At 40.0% G+C, this 19051-nt stretch carries 16 protein-coding genes; 5 read left to right on the top strand and 11 right to left on the bottom strand.

The features are described from left to right. Nucleotides 1–684: 684 nt before the first annotated feature. From ACZ5A8_RS09935 to trmY, 11 genes are all read right to left on the bottom strand, one after another. Nucleotides 685–2070 carry a hypothetical protein gene (locus ACZ5A8_RS09935; protein WP_464533664.1) on the bottom strand — a complete coding sequence of 462 codons (1386 nt, stop codon included), beginning with the start codon at nucleotides 2068–2070 and terminating at the stop codon, nucleotides 685–687. Between the two features lie 125 nt (nucleotides 2071–2195). Then, nucleotides 2196–3440, bottom strand: a complete 1245-nt coding sequence (locus ACZ5A8_RS09930; RefSeq protein WP_464530608.1) for an IS110 family RNA-guided transposase — start codon at nucleotides 3438–3440, stop codon at nucleotides 2196–2198. A gap of 1052 nt (nucleotides 3441–4492) precedes the next feature. Then, nucleotides 4493–4933 (bottom strand): hypothetical protein, encoded by a 441-nt coding sequence (locus tag ACZ5A8_RS09925; RefSeq protein ID WP_464533663.1) that lies wholly within the window; start codon nucleotides 4931–4933, stop codon nucleotides 4493–4495. A 332-nt stretch (nucleotides 4934–5265) separates the two neighbouring features. Continuing rightward, the gene (gene nudC, locus ACZ5A8_RS09920) at nucleotides 5266–6132 is read right to left on the bottom strand and encodes an NAD(+) diphosphatase (protein ID WP_464533661.1); all 867 of its coding nucleotides are present in this window, start codon (nucleotides 6130–6132) and stop codon (nucleotides 5266–5268) included. 677 nt (nucleotides 6133–6809) lie between these two features. Next, a complete protein-coding gene (locus ACZ5A8_RS09915; RefSeq protein ID WP_464533659.1) occupies nucleotides 6810–7418 on the bottom strand; it encodes a HemK2/MTQ2 family protein methyltransferase in 609 nt (202 codons plus the stop codon). A gap of 3 nt (nucleotides 7419–7421) precedes the next feature. After that, nucleotides 7422–8231 carry a 16S rRNA (adenine(1518)-N(6)/adenine(1519)-N(6))-dimethyltransferase RsmA gene (rsmA, locus tag ACZ5A8_RS09910; RefSeq protein ID WP_464534088.1) on the bottom strand — a complete coding sequence of 270 codons (810 nt, stop codon included), beginning with the start codon at nucleotides 8229–8231 and terminating at the stop codon, nucleotides 7422–7424. A 369-nt stretch (nucleotides 8232–8600) separates the two neighbouring features. Next, nucleotides 8601–9368, bottom strand: a complete 768-nt coding sequence (locus ACZ5A8_RS09905; RefSeq protein WP_464533657.1) for a DUF655 domain-containing protein — start codon at nucleotides 9366–9368, stop codon at nucleotides 8601–8603. 348 nt (nucleotides 9369–9716) lie between these two features. Then, on the bottom strand, nucleotides 9717–10070 hold the full coding sequence (locus tag ACZ5A8_RS09900) for an RNA polymerase Rpb4 family protein (RefSeq protein WP_229392316.1): 354 nt from the start codon (nucleotides 10068–10070) through the stop codon (nucleotides 9717–9719). Nucleotides 10071–10542: 472 nt separating this feature from the next. Then, entirely contained in the window at nucleotides 10543–10836 is a 294-nt protein-coding gene (locus tag ACZ5A8_RS09895) for a 50S ribosomal protein L21e (protein WP_229392317.1), read from the bottom strand. Between the two features lie 291 nt (nucleotides 10837–11127). Further along, nucleotides 11128–12423, bottom strand: a complete 1296-nt coding sequence (locus tag ACZ5A8_RS09890; protein WP_464533654.1) for a tRNA pseudouridine(54/55) synthase Pus10 — start codon at nucleotides 12421–12423, stop codon at nucleotides 11128–11130. 372 nt (nucleotides 12424–12795) lie between these two features. Next, nucleotides 12796–13431 carry a tRNA (pseudouridine(54)-N(1))-methyltransferase TrmY gene (gene trmY / locus ACZ5A8_RS09885; RefSeq protein WP_464533653.1) on the bottom strand — a complete coding sequence of 212 codons (636 nt, stop codon included), beginning with the start codon at nucleotides 13429–13431 and terminating at the stop codon, nucleotides 12796–12798. Between the two features lie 206 nt (nucleotides 13432–13637). On the opposite strand from trmY, the gene ACZ5A8_RS09880 reads away from it, so the two are divergent. From ACZ5A8_RS09880 to ACZ5A8_RS09860, 5 genes are all read left to right on the top strand, one after another. Further along, a complete protein-coding gene (locus tag ACZ5A8_RS09880; protein ID WP_229392320.1) occupies nucleotides 13638–14294 on the top strand; it encodes a metallophosphoesterase in 657 nt (218 codons plus the stop codon). A 773-nt stretch (nucleotides 14295–15067) separates the two neighbouring features. Next, nucleotides 15068–16303 (top strand): MgtC/SapB family protein, encoded by a 1236-nt coding sequence (locus ACZ5A8_RS09875; RefSeq protein WP_464533651.1) that lies wholly within the window; start codon nucleotides 15068–15070, stop codon nucleotides 16301–16303. A 224-nt stretch (nucleotides 16304–16527) separates the two neighbouring features. After that, complete coding sequence (locus ACZ5A8_RS09870) at nucleotides 16528–16743, top strand: cupredoxin domain-containing protein (protein WP_464533650.1); 216 nt, start codon at nucleotides 16528–16530, stop codon at nucleotides 16741–16743. 605 nt (nucleotides 16744–17348) lie between these two features. Further along, nucleotides 17349–17894 (top strand): cupredoxin domain-containing protein, encoded by a 546-nt coding sequence (locus tag ACZ5A8_RS09865; RefSeq protein WP_464533649.1) that lies wholly within the window; start codon nucleotides 17349–17351, stop codon nucleotides 17892–17894. Nucleotides 17895–18403: 509 nt separating this feature from the next. Beyond that, on the top strand, nucleotides 18404–19048 hold the full coding sequence (locus tag ACZ5A8_RS09860) for a cupredoxin domain-containing protein (protein ID WP_464533647.1): 645 nt from the start codon (nucleotides 18404–18406) through the stop codon (nucleotides 19046–19048). Nucleotides 19049–19051: the final 3 nt, after the last annotated feature.

Raw genomic sequence — 19051 nt, 5'->3', positions numbered from 1 at the left:
TTTTTTAGAATTTTGAAGTTGAATTTTTTCACCTCTATTGAATTTATATTCTTGATTCCCGCCTGCTCCATGCGAGACAGGCGAGTTCCGGCATGTTCACAGTAAACTTGAATCTGTTATTCCCCAGGGATACAGGCGGGAAGGCTTCGGAGAGGTATGAACCGCGGGGGGGTCTGGGTTCGGGTCAGTGTAGTTACAAAAGAAGGTAAAATAATTTCCCCGAAAAAAGCTAGGAAAGTGTTTTTTTCGGGGACTCTCCGGAGAGTCTGCAAGAATCAGACTCTATACCGAATGATAAGCCGAAGGAAAAAGAAAAACTATGGACTTTAGACGGGCATCTGAGTTATTTATGCAGGGATGAGTTTTTGAAAAAATTATAAATTCTGGTAGCATGCGAATTCCCTGAAACTGTAATCTAAAGATTTTATGGGTTGAGTTCCACCTCTCGCATAAAATTTATGAGTAGGTAAAACCTGTTGCTCCTTTTAATAAGATAGGGTGAGAGAAGGAGAATTTAATATGAATGCGAAGGAGATCAGAAAGATATTAGGGAAGAACATATTATGGAGGACTTCGCTAAACCTCGTTTTTTGGCAGATTGCTCATAAAGGGTATATAATCAATTTGTTGAAATTGGAGGTAAATCGAAATTCTCTATGACTTTTTTGTTCTTTAATTGATATATCAGTTAGACTTCATTTGGATTATTGATAAAATAATTTGTACAATACTAATAATAATTATTAAATAGGTTAATCTTAATACAGAATTTTGTATATTTTTATTGTACTCGATATTTTTCAATGCTAATATATTATCAGAGTGGCGATTCAAGGTATTGACAAATTCATCAATATAATTTATATGACGCTTAATTTTTGTCATAACGTTTCTAAATAAAAATCTATTTTTTTTGTCCAATGATTCAAATGCCGGACAATCATCAACAAGCATAGAATCAAACATATTAATTTCTATTTTAAACCTTTCGAAATAAAAAAGGTATTTAGTAATCTCTTCTCTATTTAAAATTGCTTTTTTAAACTGATTATTAGCAACGTATTCTGATTCTTTAGATATTAACAAATTTAATTCTGTACTTGTTCTTTCCTCAATCTCTAACCATCTTTTAAAAGCTAACAACTCAAATGAGTAATTATCAAGTGGATGTTGAATCGAAGTTTTTATGTCAAAATACATATTATCAGCATTTGCTGTTTGGCGATCCGCGATTATTGAATAACTCGGAAAAAGTGCACAGTCGTTTAAAGAGTTCGGTAGAAAAAGATAATTTTCATATTTGTATGCATTTATCCAAGGGACTGAAATATCGAGACAAATAAAAAAATAATGATTATCCGATAACCACTTAAGAGTGTCTTCTGATTTTTCAGGATAGTTTAGAGAAAATAAATCAATAGATGGGACATATGAAATGTGTTTCTTAGCTTGTGTGAAAAAAATACCTTTAAAATATGCTGATAAAAATATTATAATTTGATTTTTGAGATCTTCTTTAATGCCAATTATTTCTTTCTTTTTGATGAGATAAGGTAAATGATGAATGGTAATTTCGGAATTAAAAACTGTGTTTTTTTCTTCGATTTCCTCATGGTAAGTATATATTATACTATTTATTTTGTCAGAAATATTCGGATTTAAACTCACCTGTATTTGTAAAGTAACTGTAGATGGAAGAGTAGCTTGTAGAGTTATGTTGATTCCATCAATGTCGTCGCCCAAATCTAGAAAAGCAGGCTTTGGAAAAAACCGATGATCTTTTAGATTTGAATTAACAATAGGTGGAAGATATAAATATCCTCGAAATGCATTTTTTTCATCAGCTTGAAGTATATCTCTATAATTCAATTTAGACTTCTCGTAACCATTCAAATTTGCATATAATAGATCCAATCCATCGAAAAGAAGATTAAAGTCTTCGATGTAAAACATTTCTAATAATATAATTGAATCATAGTGAACTTCTTCCTGATTGGAGAGAAAACAACTTTCATTTTTTTCTTTTATATTTCTATTTGCTATATCATTTAAGATGTTTGGATTAGACATTTATCAAAGGTAGAATTCTTAAATCTATTAATATTTTTTGTAGATATTTACCAAAGAAATTAAAAAATCTATTTTTTTGAGGCAGTGTCCCTAATTTAGCATGAAAGTACATGAGGATATCTTCCTCACATGCTCTCTTCATCCTCTTTTCGCGTTATTGCAAATATTTCACTAATTATTTTTATTCGTTCATCAACTGAGAATATCTCGGTCTCAACAATCTTTCTCTTTTGAATTTCCCTTTTTTTATATCCAGTTTCATCTTCGTACATCTCATCATTCGTAATAAGATGCCATATTATCGTTGCAATTTTCCTTGCCAAGGCAATAATTGCCTTTGCATGTCCAATTGACTTCTTTTTCCTGTTAAAAAACTCTTTTAACTTACTGTTATTCTTTCTTGCCGCTGCTTGAGCAATCTGCGTCAGAATCCATCTTGCTCTCTTTGATCCTCTCTTTGTGATTCTTCCGTTGTGGTATTTATCTGCAGATTGATACACATTAGGAACCAGACCAAGCCAAGAAGCAAGCTTATCTCCAGAAGAAAAATCCTTGAAATTGCCTATTTCAGCAAGTAGAATTGCCGCACCAAGTTCTCCTATACCTGGAACTGACATTAAAATCTCCATTTCTCGCTTATGATTTCTATAAGCATAATTGAAAATTTCTTTTTCTAAAGCTTCGATCTCATCATCAAGACTTTTTATGAGTTTTAGACAGATCTGAAGTCTGAATGCAGCACTTTGAGAGATTTCTCGCTCAAGAATTTCTCTGATTTGATCACTTTTTTTACGAACATTTGGAGAAAGACTTGCGATAATCTGGTCAACAGTCTTACCTGAAGAGATTCCTGATAAGATCATTCTGCCATTCTTGCCGAAAATGTCTGTCAGCACATTCTTCAGGTTTAACATTTCAGATGCAAGAATTGAGTGAGCTTTATTTTTTAGATCTGTTCTTTTTTGTACAAGTGTTAACCGAAGTCGAACATATGATCTAAAATCTCTATGATCCTTTGGAAAAACTCTTGATGGCTGAATCATATTATTAAGTGCAAGTTGTGCAATGACTTCTGAATCAATCTTATCTGTTTTTTTATGTGTAAATACCTTCATATCTCGCGCATTTCCAACTATCACCGGTAGATGCTTTATCAAAGAATCATGGACAGGAACCCAAAAGTCACTTGTTGATTCACATGCAACAACATTACATTTTTCTGATATTACCCAATTTTTAAGGGCTAAAATTCCCTCATCATCTCTGTCGAAACGCTGCTGTTGTTTTTCACCAGATCTACTGAGAATTGTAGCAATGAAAAAGAGTTTGTGAATGTCTAAACCACAAGCTTTGTTTATGACTTCAATCATCAAATAATATCACCCAATTTATTTGGGCAGTGGAATTGCCTCAAAGGCCAATTTAGCATCCGTGATCAAAGTCACACTTGAGCCTTCGATGGCAATTCACTGATTAGTTTTCTGACGGTTTTGAAAAACCAAAATTAGGACAACCTTACTGCCCAAAGTAATAAGGAATTCAATAGCCAAAAAAGTGGGGTAAAGTACTTTCATTTAGTTGTGCATGTTATTCAAAGAATATCATGTGCGTTTTCTGTAAAATTACATTCGAAGCTAAAATTTATAAAACGCACAGGTTTTGCTATAAAATCTATGCATCAATGAAAACTAAAAATATGAAAAGAAATACTTTTTAGAGGGTATAGCTTCGTCTATTACTGGTTTTAGGGCATCCATATAATAGACTCTTTAGAACTCTTTACGGGCTCGCTATTGAAGAAAAAAGAAACATCATCCATTTGCTAGAGGAAGCATAAAAGAAACATAAAAGAAGGCAGTTAGAAAGAACTATTCACCTTCTTCCTTTTCCATGTTCCATTATCTATTAAAGGACTTCTGGTAGGCCCGTAAACCTCCCTTAGGAAGTACCTAGTGCATCGATTCCAAATTATGGGAATAAAATTGGACTTCAAAATCAACATAGGTCCATGGGTTTCCCATAAAAGAACCACAGATGGACACGGATAAACACAAATTGAAATCATCTTTGTTCATCTGTGTTTATACATGGTTTATTGAGGATATATGGAATCGATGTACTAGAATAAAAGAACCTTTGGAGGCGGGCTATATCTGCAGGCATAAATCCTGATGGCCTTTCTTAAAGTCAAGTAGAAAAACGTTGGAGTCGTGGTTAATTGCTTCCGGGGTTCTTGAGTCAACTGTATGTTTATGGCAGGGTCACGATTCGTTAACAAGTATGAGACATTATCAGGATCTCGCCTTTTCAGATGATTAATTAATGGACATTAAAAACAATTGATAGCATGGGGGTTTTCTTTATAATAAGCCTACCCCAAAAAATAATGCAGTTAAATCAAGTTTTGGGATTAGCTCATTCGTTAATTATACAGTTTCTCATCCTGCAGTGTTTCGGGGAAGAAAATACCTTGCATTAAGTTTCCAAAAAGTCGACATGAATCATTCACACCAGCATATTGCCTGCCATTCTTAAAAATGGTATCGTTATTTGCTCCTATTTCCATTTTTGAACCATCTCCAAGATAAAATGTGCACATCATATCTGCAGGTCCGCCATTAGCTTCTCCAAATCTAAAACTTAATATTTTTACAACATTGACAGCTTGCTCAATATCTTCACCATCAGTGAGAGTAATGGTTTCATTTCCCTGCATAATTTGCACAGATACGACATTTGCTCTTTCCAGTTCGTGAGCAGCAGGTAAACCATGTGCAAAATAAAAATATACTAATAGAATTATAGTTGTAATAGCAGTTGAAATAGCAATTTGCAGTATAAACTTTGCATTCTTTTTGATCACTATATTTTTACTCCATTACGTTTTCTGTCAGTTAGTAACATACTTCTTTTATTCTATATTCTTAAATAAAATTACTTGTCTATCTTATTTCACTTATTTATATTTCTTTTTATGACCATATCAATTTATTATCTTTTATGATTCCCAAATCTAAAGAAAAGTTTTCCAGAACAAAAGTTAAATCAGTAGCTCTAAAATCTACTGCCGTAATGTCCGGAGGCGTAGCTGTCCTCTTGCAAATGCCTCCGCAGAAAAAAAGATAGAAACGATAAAAAAGAATAAAAAAAGATCAGCAGGATGAATAAAACTCTGAATCAAATTATGAATCCGTCTTAAACTTCCAGTCCCTCTTCTTTGAGGTAATGGTCAATCAGTTTTCTTGAAATACTGATCTTTCCGGGAAGTACAGGCAGTTCATCTGCTGAGAACCATTTTGCGTCCTCAATTTCAAACCCGTCAGGCTTGATGTCTCCTGAATCATATTCTGCTGTAAAGCCGATCATGAGAGAATTAGGAAAAGGCCATGCCTGCGTCCCGAAGTAAGTAATGTTTTTTACTCTTATGCCGACTTCCTCCCAGACTTCTCTGGCAACCGCCGCTTCAGCCGATTCTCCTGGCTCGACAAAGCCAGCTATCAGGCTGTACATGTCAGGAGGGAAATTCGGGGACCTTGCAAGCAGGACTTTATTTCCATTTCTTATGAGCACAATTATAGCGGGTGAAATTCTTGGATAGAAAAGCTCTCCGCACTCTGGACATTCCTTACCCCTTTCTCCCGGCTTCTGCATGGTTTTTGTTCCGCACCTGCTGCAGAACTGGTTTGTCCTGTCCCATTCCATTACCTGCACTGCTTTGTTTACAAGCTCAAAGCATCCCTCACTGATTTCGGAGTGTGCTTGCCTGAGATCAACAAATTCCATCCCCTCAGGAGTTTTCGCATCCGCGGGAAGTTCAATAGAAAAACAGTGCGTTCCCTCAAGCATACCGAGATACTGTTCCCTTACCGCAGGAAGTCCAAGTTCCCTGACGTCCAGCAGCCTGGGAATTGCTCCGGGGTTTTTATGAGTTTTAAGAAGAATGTCACGGCCCCGGAAAATGAACCAGAGAGCCCTTTCGGTCCTCCCGGCTGGTGGTTCTATACCTACGATAAATTTCGGGTAAATGGGATTTTCCCTGTTTATGGGGGTCATAATGCTCATACTATTGGGTTTTGTTCTATATATGATTACAGTAGTGCAGTATCTGATTCGCCCTAATTGTGCCAGCAGACTTGCGGCTCTGCAGTGCGCTGCCCTCTTCGCTCCGAATTGCGCCTCGCCCGAACTGCGTCTCGCCCGAATTGTTCCTCGCCCGAATTGTTCCTCGCCCGAATTGTTCCTCGCCCGAATTGTTCCTCGCCCGAATTGCGCCTCGGGAGTACGCTGCCCTTTTCGCTGCGCTCAAGAGGGCTAATTTATAGGTTTCAGTAATGAGCTTTGCTCGGAGGACTGAACTCTAAATCGTGACTAGCACAAACTCATTCGCTATACCGAGTCGTTCCTGTAACGCTAGACGGAGGAGAGCGACCTTTCCCAAGAAGAATCAATAATGGAAAAGCCAGAAAGTAGAACTACCAGGTATACCTGTAAATAACTCACATGTCGGAATTACCTGGGAAGTAGATAAAAAACAGCAAGTAAAAACTACTGAGGAAAAATTGAGGACATAAACGAAACAAATTAAATGGTTGAAAAATGCTCCCTTTAAGTTTCTTTATCTTCTTTCAGGTAGATTCTTTAATTCTCTTTTATTTTCTTTTTAGGAAACGCACCAGTCTGTCTGGCGGGGGCGTTATTGTAATGAGAGGTTAAATACAGCTTATGAGGTCAAAGAAAGATTACAGGGGTTTTCCTCTTACCACCATTAATTCCTCAAATGAGATCTTTTTTCTCCTTATGACTTCAACCTCAAACCCCAGTTTCTCCATCTTCTCCTTCACTGATTCCAGTCCGGTGATCGAAGAGATCAGTATCAGAACTTTTCCTCCGGGTTTCAGGTAGTTCCCGACAGCATCGAAAAATCTATCAATGGTTTCCCTTCCGCTGGTTCCACCATCAAAAGCATAATTTAACCAGCCAGGGACTTTCTCTTCTTCGGAAGTGGGAAGGTAGGGCGGGTTGAAGAGGATAAGGTCAAAAGAGGCTTTCGGGTTCCCTGGCTTCAGTCCCCTGAAGAGGTCGGTACGGATTACTTCAACCTCATTTGCTTTTGCACATCTGGCAGCATGGGGGTTGATCTCGGTTGCAAGTACGCGGATGCCTTTAACATTTGCCCTGAGCACGGCAGATACAAAGCCTGAGCCTGCCCCTATTTCCAGGATGCGCATGCCTGGCTCTGCCTCTTTAAGGGCGGCGTCGGCAAGCAAAAAGGAGTCTTCTGCTGGCTCGTAGACAAGGTCTGAGGCTCCGATTTTGACCCGGGTATTTTTATACTCTATTTCAACCATAACTTATCGGGATTTAAGGTCATAAATCATGTTTGCAACGCTGGCAAGCTCTTCAGGAGTAAGGTTTTCAGCTCTTTTGTTCATGAAATCTTCAGGAAGCTGGTTTACAACTTCTTTGACATCCGGGATTTTGAGCTTATAATTTGTGTTCAGGATTGAGTTCCTCAGCTTTTTCCTGCGCTGGCCGAAAACTGCAGTAACAAATTCGAGGAAGAAGGCTTCGTCGCGAACCTCGAAGGGGGCAGGGCGTGGGGTCAGTTTGACGACTGCAGAATCGACTTCAGGCGCTGGCTGGAAAACGCCTTTTGGGACTTTCATGAGAATGGAAGCATCGGCAAAATAATATGTATCAACCGTGAGGCGGGAGTAGTCCTTGCAGCCCGGAGGAGATACCATGCGTGCTGCAAACTCATACTGGTACATAAGAATCCCAAGTTCGAATTTATAGCGCAGGAGCTTGAAGGTAATTTCCGAGGAGATGGAATAGGGGAGATTCGAAACGACTTTGTCAAATTCAGGGAAATCGACTTTCAGGGCGTCACCTTCTATAATCTCTATATTCTCTACAGCATCAAAACGGTCGTGCAGGACTGAAATAAGGGCAGGGTCAAGCTCGACTGCAATCACCTTTTTTGCTCTCCTTGCAAGCCTTTCGGTAAGATTTCCGATTCCTGCACCGATCTCAAGAACCATATCCTGAGCAGTTAGCTCAGCAGCAGCAACTATCCTGTCCAGGTAGCCTGTGTCAATGAGGAAGTGCTGGTCAAAGGTGCCTCCTTTTATATTGTACTTTTTAAGAATAGAACGAACCAGGGCTGAAACCTCCTGAATAAAGTAAGCGTTTTTAAGGTTTTTATATATTTATAATATTTTTTAACCACTGTATAAATTGTTACATTTCTTTGTAAGTGTTTTTTAGGTACTTTAATTCACTTTACAACTGCTTTAAAAGTGAATTTAAGAATTTTGCAGAGCACTTTGTAGTTTTGTATAATATTTTATAATATCCTGTAAAATTTTTTGTTTGAATTAAATTAAGGAACATAAATTAAAGTAAATAAACCGATTTAGTTAAAGTTAGTAAACTTTAGATAGGTAGACTCCGCAGATGAATTTTCAAAAGCCGAAAGTTAAGAAGCCAGACAGGCAGAAGATATAGAAAAAAATAGAAAGAAAAGGGATTCACCGATCATTCGGGCCCTGACGGCGGGGAGGAGTGGTGAACAGCCTGTACTTGATGAAATCATCCTTGAGTTCTTCTTCTATCCTGTGGGAAATTACTTTAGCAGGGTCATGAAGGCTCGGGATTCTCTCACGGATATCCTGAAAGCTCTTAAACTCTCCTTTCTTGCGTTCATCAATGATAGACCACATGAGTTTTTTTCCAATCCCGGGAAGGAGTTCAAGCATATGCAGGCGGGTTGTAATGGAGTGGGCATCGTTGAAGAACTTTATGAACCTTTCTTCTGTGTGCCTGACACAGGCTTCGAGGATGAAGGGCAGTTCCAGATTGGCTCCGGTGGTAAGGTCAGAGTACCCGATCCTCTGCTTTACATGGTCTATTTCATTCCTGTCTCCGGGCCCTATGTAAACCCTGGACTGGATTTCAGGAACTACGCCGGCTTTGGGGACCAGTTCCATAAGAGTAAACTTTTTATCCCCTACAGCCTGCACAAGAGGTTTTTTCTGGAATGCAGTCGTACCGTCAACGGATTTCCCGTAGGGAAGATAATCGAGCACCCATACATATTCCTCCCTGTCCTGTGAACTTTCCATTGATTTTCCGGATGAGCGCGGAGCTCTTTCTGACTGCCTTTCAGATTGCGGTCTGCCTGTCGGCCGTCTGCCGCCAGAAGAAGGTCTTTCGGCAGACGATCTGCCAGAAGAAGGTCTTTCGGCAGACGATCTGCCAGTGTACGGTCCACCTGATTGCGACTTCTCTACTTTCATCAGCACCCATCCTATCGATAAATATGAAACCCCATTAAATTTTATTCATGTCCAGGGCTCAACCTGGATGTACATAGCTTCTTTCAGCTCTTCTATCTGGTTCGGGACCTTCTATGGATACCAGACCTGTGAACCATTCCCCGAGCATCAGCTTCCGGAAACTGGAGACTGACCTGTACCTCAGTATTCTCAGGTTCGGGAATCTGGAGAACTATGAGAATCTTCTGAGCTAAATTCTTCAGGTCAGGCTACTCCCTGATACTCTAAAGTACTCTAACCAGATTTCGGACACTTCCCTCATGAATAACAAGATAAACTGCTATATAGCTTATTCTCTTTACTTTTTAATTATTCCATAGCCGCGAATACATAGTCCAGAATCTGATCCAGCTCTTCATTGCTCAGGGTGTACTTTTCTTTCGCATAGATTGACCTGAGTTCATCTCTGGATTGAGGCAGGATATCCGCTATCCTTATTGCAATAACGGGCCTCATTTTTTCAAGTTCAAGTAACTTATTAACAAGTTCTCTTGACTTTTCCCCGCTAATTTTTGAGAACTGTTCCGCATGGTGCAGGGCTTTTCTGAAACTGTATGCAACCTCGAGCCCCTGCTCTCTGCGCTCGTCAGCGATCCCGGAAAGTATATCCTTGACCTCGGCCAATGTCAATAACTCTTCGTTGAGGACTTCCTTAATTATCATTGGAATACACTCTTTCAAATTAAAAGTTTCAGGTAGTTGTATTTCCTTACAGAGCAACCTGTTTAATGTTTTATTGTAAACTCTGATTCCTGACGCCAGTGTTTTCTGCCTTTAAGTACAAGTACCCGGCATGCGCCCGGTAAGCCGGAACTGTTTTGAATAACGTTATCCTGAACTATCTCAGCTATATGGTATACAAATGATATATAATTATAGATGTTCATTTACCAGGATAAGAAACTAATTTTTAAAAAGCAGTTATTTCAGATCCCCTTTTAAGCGTGCCCTTTTAGAAGGTTATTACGGGACATCAGTTTTGTTACGTCCAATCCTTTCCCGGGCAGTTACTCAGGCTGTCACTTATCGGAATATTTTGTTAGGGTTTCAAACCTCCGGCTGGAGACCTGCATACCTTAAACTCCGTAATAAAAGGGAAGATTAGGTTTTTACAACCTAATTGCCTTGCTCGGAATCAATACTTCTGAGGTTTCAGGTGCTGAGGAAGAGAAAATACTTCCTTCATTGCGTTTCCGCTGCGGACTGCGAGCACATATGAACGGCCGCGCTGTCCTATGACTTTTCCTGTAGAACCCTGGAATTTCGGATTTGGCATACCTCTCTGGATGCTTGGGTCGATGTCAATGTGGACCATCTGCCCTGCTTCGAATTCCTGGATTGCCCTGACTACAGGGGAAATTCCTCTTTCACGAACCGTCTTCTGTAATTTGTACCTTGTGCAGCGTTTTTCACCGTGGGAATTTGTCATCGCATGTTCCTCCGTTAGATGCTCGATTAATTTCTCTTTAATAAAGTTTCTGTTTAATAATTGATTTTCCTCTAAATAAGATGGATGTTATTTAAATGAACCGTTCATTAAGCCACTCTTTCCCTGTGGCTCGACCGGCTAATGAAACTGATTCAGATTGATCCAGATTAATTTAGATTAGATCGATTAAACTTTTTAATGTCTATTTTCAGATTTATTTTCAGATTTATTTTTAGATCTATTTAGTTATTTAAGGCAGATTTAGCTATCTGGGATTCAGATTTTTGGGGCTTAAATTTCGACGTTAACCACATCAAGATCTTCCACAAGCGCAGGGACTCCTAAAAGCCCTGTCAGGCTCGGGTTTGTCCGGTCTTCATCCCCGGAAATCAGTTCTTTAACGTATAGTCCGCCTTCACAGTTTACAGTTATATATGCATAACCTTCATCTGTCAACCTATCAAGCGTGATGCTGTGCACGTACCTTTTCCGGACGAGGTCTGCCCGCCTGTGAACCACACGCTTTGGGGTTTGCTGGGCGATCTCTGTGCCACTCAAAGACTCAAGGCAGGATTTAAGCTTTTCCTCTGAAACAGGCTCTTTAAATGTAACTTTAAGCTTATAAGTTTTATCCGCCTTTGAGCTTTTCAGGGTCTCAATCATGCCTTTTTCAACAAAGCGAAGGTCTCTTACCTCAACTTTTCCTGCAGCATTTTCATTAATTTTCTCAGTGAGTGCTTCAAGATCAGCCTGGCGCTTTAAAGGGGATTTTGCTTCTACCACGAAGGGCCTGCCGCTTCCGAGCATAAGGGCATCTATATCTTCCCTGCCCGAACCATGGAAAGCCGTATCAACAGCCTCAAATGCTTCAATAACAGGACCCTTGATAAGCTCATCTACGGATTCAGGATATTGTTTGCCGGTAAACCCACAGCTCTCGCAACCTCTACCCTTGCATTTCCTGCAGGGCCAGCGGGTCTGGGGGATTCCTCGGACCTTTTTCAGGTAGCGCCCGTAAACATATACCGAACGGACCTGAAGCTCGAATTTGTTTACTGCAAGGTCAAGGGTGATTACAATATCCGGGTTTTCAAAATCCACCTCTTTTCCAACCTTTTCTGCAATTCTCTTGCCTACTTCCCGGTTAAGTTCGGACTTTAATTGCTCGGCGTAGGCAGTCCCTGCCTCAGCCCACAATATCTCTTCGTTTTCACTTAAAAGCCCGCTGACCTTTGTGCCGACAAGGAAGGTTGAGTACTCAAGACCTTCAAGAGCCTTTACGGCTTCTTCCGCCCAGAAATCCAGTTTCTTGAACTGGTCAAGGCAGACCCAGCACTGCTCATCCTCACCCTCAATTCTGAGAGTTTTCCTTGCATGGGCGCTGCAGGGGACAAGTTCCTTTAAGAGAGAATCTTCATTCTCACTTTTGTAAATGCGGTCCCCTTCCAGGACAAGGGCGAGCTTTATTGCCTGCCCGCGTTCTCTGTTGCTGAGGCCTGTAGATAATTTTGCAAACTGACGGCCCATGCAGTGGTCACATATAGGGCCTTCGTGCAGAATCTTTTTTGAAATTTCAAGTACGTCCATTTTGTTTCACTTTCTCTAAGCTCTTTATTCGGGGAATAGACCTGGAGTGGATAATTGAAAGGTGATGTTAAGAGATTGTATTGAAAGGTGACAGTAAGAGATTATATTGAAAGGTGATGTTGAAAACTGTATTGAGAGATTATATTGAAAGAGGTATTGACAGAGTGTGTCGAAAGTATTTTGGAAGATAATATTGACAGATTATTTGAGGGAAGATAATTGACAGATTATTTGAGAGTACTGAAATGCAGTCTTGCAGGAGATGCGTAAATTTAAGGCATGTGCCCTAAAAGGTGCATCAGGATGAGTTTCTATCCTGATACAGGCAAGTGAGATATAACTTTTTGGATTAAAACACGACAAAGCTACAGCTCAGTCTTCAGCTTCGGAGCTGGCTCCTCCAGGAATTTCCCCTCTTTCCGCTTCAACCCTGTCCAGTTCGTTGTGAATAAGGGTTATGCAGTGGTTGGAGTGAAGGGAAATGGGACCAACCGAGATAATCCTGGCTCCTGCTTCAAGGAGCTGTTGTTCCTCTTCTTCCGTAACGCCTGTATGGTCGCCCAGAATAAATACAGGGTCCTGTATTTCCTTGGCAGGTCCCCTGATATCCTCGCCGTCTTCTCTGAGATAAAGCAGGGTACGCCCTTCAAAAGAAGCTATAAGGGACTTAAAGTCTCCGTTGCGGATCCAGACACCAGGAGTGGACCGGGTATCATGTTCGGTTGCATTTTTCAGAAGGGCTTTATTGATAAGTGAACCACTGCTTCTTTCGTCGGGGTTCAGGTATCTCAGGTGGAGCCCTTCAAACCTGATAATTTTTCCTGGTTCAGGTTCCCCCAGAAGAAGCAGGTGAACATTTACATCCCTGCGCATTCCGAAAGAGAGAAAAAGGGCAGAGCTTACACAGCGGCAGAGTATATCCATTCTTCCTGCAGACCCCGGGAGGTCATTTAAAGAAAAATCTCCGCTTGTCTTTGCTTTGTGCCCTATGATAACGATATCACGCATGGGGCAGTATATTACATAAGGGATATAAAACATGTGTGCATGTTCACAGAAAAACGCATAACATAAAATGTAAAAATATTATATACAAAATTCAACCGGAATTAAAAGATCATAATTAACGATCATAGATTAGAAGATCGTAGAGTTAAATATCCTGGAATTAAAAGTTAATAGAGTTAGAAGATCACGATAAGGATGGGATACGGATGAAGATACTCGCTATTTCCGACCCCCATGGGGACTATTCGAAGATAAAAAACATCATAGAGAAAGCCGGGGACTTTGACCTTGCCGTGGTAGTTGGAGACATTACCAATTTCGGACCCGATGAGAAGGTAGAAGAGCTGGCTGAAATGTTTGATAAGCCCGTGCTTGCAATTCCCGGAAACTGTGACCAGAGAAGCATTCTCAAAGCCCTTGAGAAGTCAAAAGCCGTAAGCCTTCATGGAAAAGCCGAGCAGATTGGAAAAATCCGGTTTATAGGGCTTGGAGGTTCAAACCCCACTCCTTTTAACACTCCTTTTGAGCTTTCCGAAGAAGAAATCGAAACCGCCCTCGAAGGGATGGTCTGCTCAGCCGAAAACTCAGAGGAATGCGGGACAATAGTGCTCCTGACCCACGCTCCTCCTCATGGAGCCAGAGACGAACTCCCCTTCGGGCATGTGGGAAGCAAAGCCATCCGGAAGTTCCTGGATAGAGTTGACCTCATTGTCTGCGGGCACATCCATGAAGCAAAAGGCACTGAAAAAGTAGGAAAAACAGTTATTGTAAACCCTGGGGAAGCCTGCAAAGGGTCCTGCGCTCTTATAACTATTGAAGAGACCGAAAACAAACCAATCGAGGTTGAATTCGTGGAAGTATAAAGTAAGCTCTATCCAGATTTAACCCAAACTTTATCCATATTTGATCAGCCAAATTTCAACTGTCCCATTGTTTATTAGCCAGGTTTGATCAGGTTTTCGGAGTCATCTGCATAGATTTTTGAAATTTCCATGCACTCTGAACCTTTTTCTCCTTTAACCGGAGTTTATACTTTATAGTATAAAGCCACATCAAGCGACATGATCTACATAGGGTCTAACAAAAAATTAATTATGTTGGGTAACAATTCCAAGCATTTTAATATAAAACCGACAAATATAGAACCAATTAAATAAATCGGTGTGGCACAAAAATAGTTAATTTCCCACTATATGGGGTCTAACACAGGATCTCTGTAACAAGACGCCCTATTATGGTTTCTTTAGTATAATATGGTGAAAATCATATAAGTATCAATCGGTGGGCTAGTTCAATATGTGGCGACGCCAAAATTGAACGAAACAAGTTTGGAACTTAATTAATTTCTTGTTAGACCTACATAATATCCATAGCTGCACCACGATTTTTATGAGATCTTATAAACTCCGGTTTAAGGAGCATATTCATTAGCAAGAACATCCTTACTATAGAATTATATTTTTGCTTCGCATTCTTCCATTATGTCTTGACCTGTATTATAGAACTTACATCAACATTGTTATTTATTTAACGATGTTATTCTACTGGCATGCAGAAGTACAGATAAAGAAATCTGAGAGGTTGAGCTACGAACGTTGTTGACGAGTTCGGTTTTGATCCGGTTTTAGTCGATTTCTTGGCAAAACTTGCCATTGCCTTTCTGATAGGTATCATGGTAGGCGTGGAAAGGGAACACAGGGGCATTGAGCATGAGATCTTCGCAGGTGTAAGAACTTACAGCATAACCTGCATAACGGGTATGCTCGTTGCTCTCGTGAGTGAGTCAACAGGACAGGGCTTCGTTTACGTAGCAACGCTTTTCTTTGCAGCCGTCTGCTGCATAATCACCTATGCCAAGATATTTCTCTACCGACGCATAGGAGTAACAAGCCCGGTTACTCTCTTTTTTATCTTCGTTATGGGCGTCCTTGTCGGCTATGACTACGGCCTGTATGCAATTGTCTCATCCATAGTTATATCGTTCCTCCTGATTCAGAAACAGCCTCTCCATCAGTTTGCAGGAAACCTGACAAAAGAAGAACTGTATAATGCAGTTCAGTTTCTTGCGATAGCTTTTATTCTCTATCCGGTAATGCCGGATAAGCAGTTTTTCGGGCTTATAAACCTGAGGACAGCGATCCTTATTGTAGTCCTTGTTTCACTTATCAGTTTCTTAAGTTATGTGCTTCTGAGAAAATTCGGGACAGAACGCGGTCTCTGCTATTCAGGTTTTCTTGGGGGTTTCGTTAACAGTGAAGCCACAACAGGGGCTCTTGCCGGACTTTCAAAAAGAGCAGAAGGTATTGCTGACCCCATCCTTATGGGGATTCTGCTCTGTAATGTTTCCATGCTCATCAGGAACCTTATACTAGCCCTGATAGTTGATCCTACAGGCCAGACGACCCTTCTCATGCTTCCTCCCCAGCTTGTAATTATCCTTGTATCCGCTGTGATAATTCTCAGGCGCAATAAGAAAATATGCCCAACAGGCGGAGGAGATCTCAAAATTGAGTCTCCTTTTTCACTCGGACAGGCATTTAAATTCGGCATAGCGTTTACCCTGATCCTCGTTATAGGAAACTTTGCCTATAACACCGTAGGAACTGTCGGGATTTATGTTACTGCGCTGGGAGCTCTTGTCAGCAGTTCGGGAGTTATAGTTTCCGTAACCCTCCTTGCCGTGAATGATGGGACTATCTCTTATGCAACCGCGGCAAATACCGCTGTGCTTGCAAGTCTCATAAGTACTGTAAATAAAATACTGCTTTCAAAAATCTCAGGCTCTGCCAGTCTTTTCTCCCTCGCATTAAATAATTTCGGTATAATTGCATCCATTGGGACTGCCGCTTTACTTTTATGGAACATCCTGTGAGAAAGAGCAGGACGATTGTAGAAGTAGAATGATTGTAAAAGCAAAATGATTGCAAAAAAACATGAGTGTAGTACTTCGTGTATTAAGTGATTATATAAAATGCGGGTCGGATATTGCCTCTTTGCAAAATAATGGATTTCTAATAATACGATATTTATAAAAAACTATATATATTAATCATTAAACGGATATCTATCCTTCAGCATGGCAGATTGGGGGAAAAGATGGTAGCCTATAAGGATTTAAATTCGGGATACTGGCAGTTCTTATTTTTATCCTGCTCCAAGCGCTCATTCACGCTGGTAAGTGAAGAGGGACTTTTCGAAGACCCGGTTCTGGGTTACGGGAAAAGCTTTTCATATACCTTTGATGAAGCCGGAGACTACACTTTTAATCTGGAGGAGGCTCCTGGTTCAGAGCTAGTTCTAACAGTAGAGTAGAGAATCATCAGGGAAAGCAAATACGGCAAATACGATCCCTGCTGGTAATCTAGCTCAAACTAAAGCCAATTCGGGTAAAAATGAAGAATAAGCCTTTATAGAATAGGCTATTTTTAGGCAGCCTTTACTTTTTTATATTAACTACCATTAATCAATATATTCGAAGATGTTATCTCTCCTGAAGGTATTGCGCAGGTTATTTAGAGCCATTAAAAATTTTTAAAGGAAAGGACTGTTTTATTCTACCTGGAAATGTGTTTATACTGGTCTAAAACATCTTTATATGCAAGTAAAACACTTAAATTTCATTAATAATTTTGCTTTAACAGGCAGGTAACTAAAAGAAATGCACAAAAATATATTTATAGGTACGTAAGTATGCATGAAGATTTCAAAGCTTAAAAAAGAAAAAAGTCCATTAAAGTGAGAACTTAAGATTAAATAACATTAGCTATTAAATAAACAAGAATGAAGAGTTAATATTCGAAATATTTAGATATCTGAGAGTCAAAATACCATAAATAAAATTAAAATAAAATTATTTGGACTTTAACTTATTTCTATAGACTTCCTAACTCCATAACCAAAAAGACGTGGGGAATAAAATGAAAACAAAAATTATTGTTCTACTTCTAGTCTTAGGAGTCGTTTTGTTCTCGGGATGCACCGGGAATGATCAGCCCTCCCCGGAAGAAAACACGACACCTGAAGAAACAGTAACCCCGGAGGAAATTGAAACTCCGGAAGAAACGGAAACACCGATAGAAACTGAAACTCAAACTCCTGAGGAAGTTGAAACTCCGGTAGTAACTGAAACTGAAGAAGTAACTCCGGGAGAAAATGAGACCGAAGAAGGACCGACAGTTAATACGTCCAGTATAAGGAAAACTCCCTATACTATAAGACTGGACAACTACAGGGCATATCCCTCAAGCCTTGATATTAAACAAGGTGAAACAGTTGCCTGGATAAACTATCAGGACAGCCCGAGGAGAGTCTTTACCCTAACCAGTGAACAGGAACTATTTGAGGACACAGGTCTCGTGTACAGGCGTTCATTTGCCTATACTTTCAATGAAACCGGAGCTTACAACTTCACCGTTGTCGGGCAGCCCAGAATGAATGTTAATATCACTGTGACCGAGCCCTGAATGAATTTTTCGAACAAGCTTCCGGAAAAAGTTCTCTAAAGGAATTTCCAAAAAAATCCTGAAGGGTTCACTTAAGGGATTATTCAAAGGATTACTGAACAAAGTGCTTACAAATTATATACAGCTTTATCTGGAAAGGCAGCAAAACTTTCCAGTAAATTTACTTTTTTGGATTTTAAACTTTGCACTCATTTTCCATTTCTGATAGCTCTCTACATCCACATCCTGAATAAACAGACATGCAAAAAACTAGCTAATAATGTGATTTAATCTGATTAATAAGCCGATTAATAATCCAATTAATAATCCGATTAATAATCCGATCAATAGTCCGATTAATAAGCTGGCTAACCTTAACTCCAGAAGTTAGTTTTTCAGGGAAAATCGGTAAAATCGATCACAAACAAACTATTTTTTAAAATAAGGCTTATTATAAGAAAGTGTTATTATTTAATAAGGCTTATATTGAACTGGGAGTACAAAAATAAAACTTAAGCAAGGGGGAAGTAATGGCAATAAAAAAGTTCATTCTGCTCCTCATAGTCTTATCAGTATTAATATCTGGCTGCCTTAATTCGGGGGAAGATCAGGAGCAAGAAGAGGACGACTCCGGTGATTCCAGCGGATCCGGCGGTTCTGGCGGGACTTCAGGAGGAACGCAGAGATATGAAGAAGAGCAGACTCCAGAAGAGACAATAATACCAGAAGAAATGGGAACGCCGGTGGAAACGGAAACACTCGGGGAAATGGAGACTCCCTGGGAGACAGAAACATTTGAAGAGACGGAAACACCTGGAGAAACGTTAACTCCGGGTATGGGGGACGGAACTGAAGAAGAACAAACCGAAAACTTGACTGGCGAAGAGGAAGAAGCCACGAATGTACAGTCTGCGGGAACCGAACCAAGAACTTACCTTGTAAGGCTCAGGGACTACGTGTTTATTCCTTCGGAACTGGAGGTTAATACAGGGGATCTTGTTGTATGGAGGAATTTTGAAGACAGTGTTTTTACCCTGACCAGCGAGGAAGGGCTTTTCGAGGACCAGAGGCTTGGATACGGAAACACCTTTAATTACACATTCACTGAAACCGGAAGCTACAATTTCAACGCTAACGGATATCCGAACATGCGGATGACCATCACTGTAAAATAATAT

It is taken from the genome of Methanosarcina subterranea, assembly GCF_055385895.1.
Note: the sequence above shows the minus strand (reverse complement) of the source record. Positions and strands in the feature narration are given on the sequence as shown.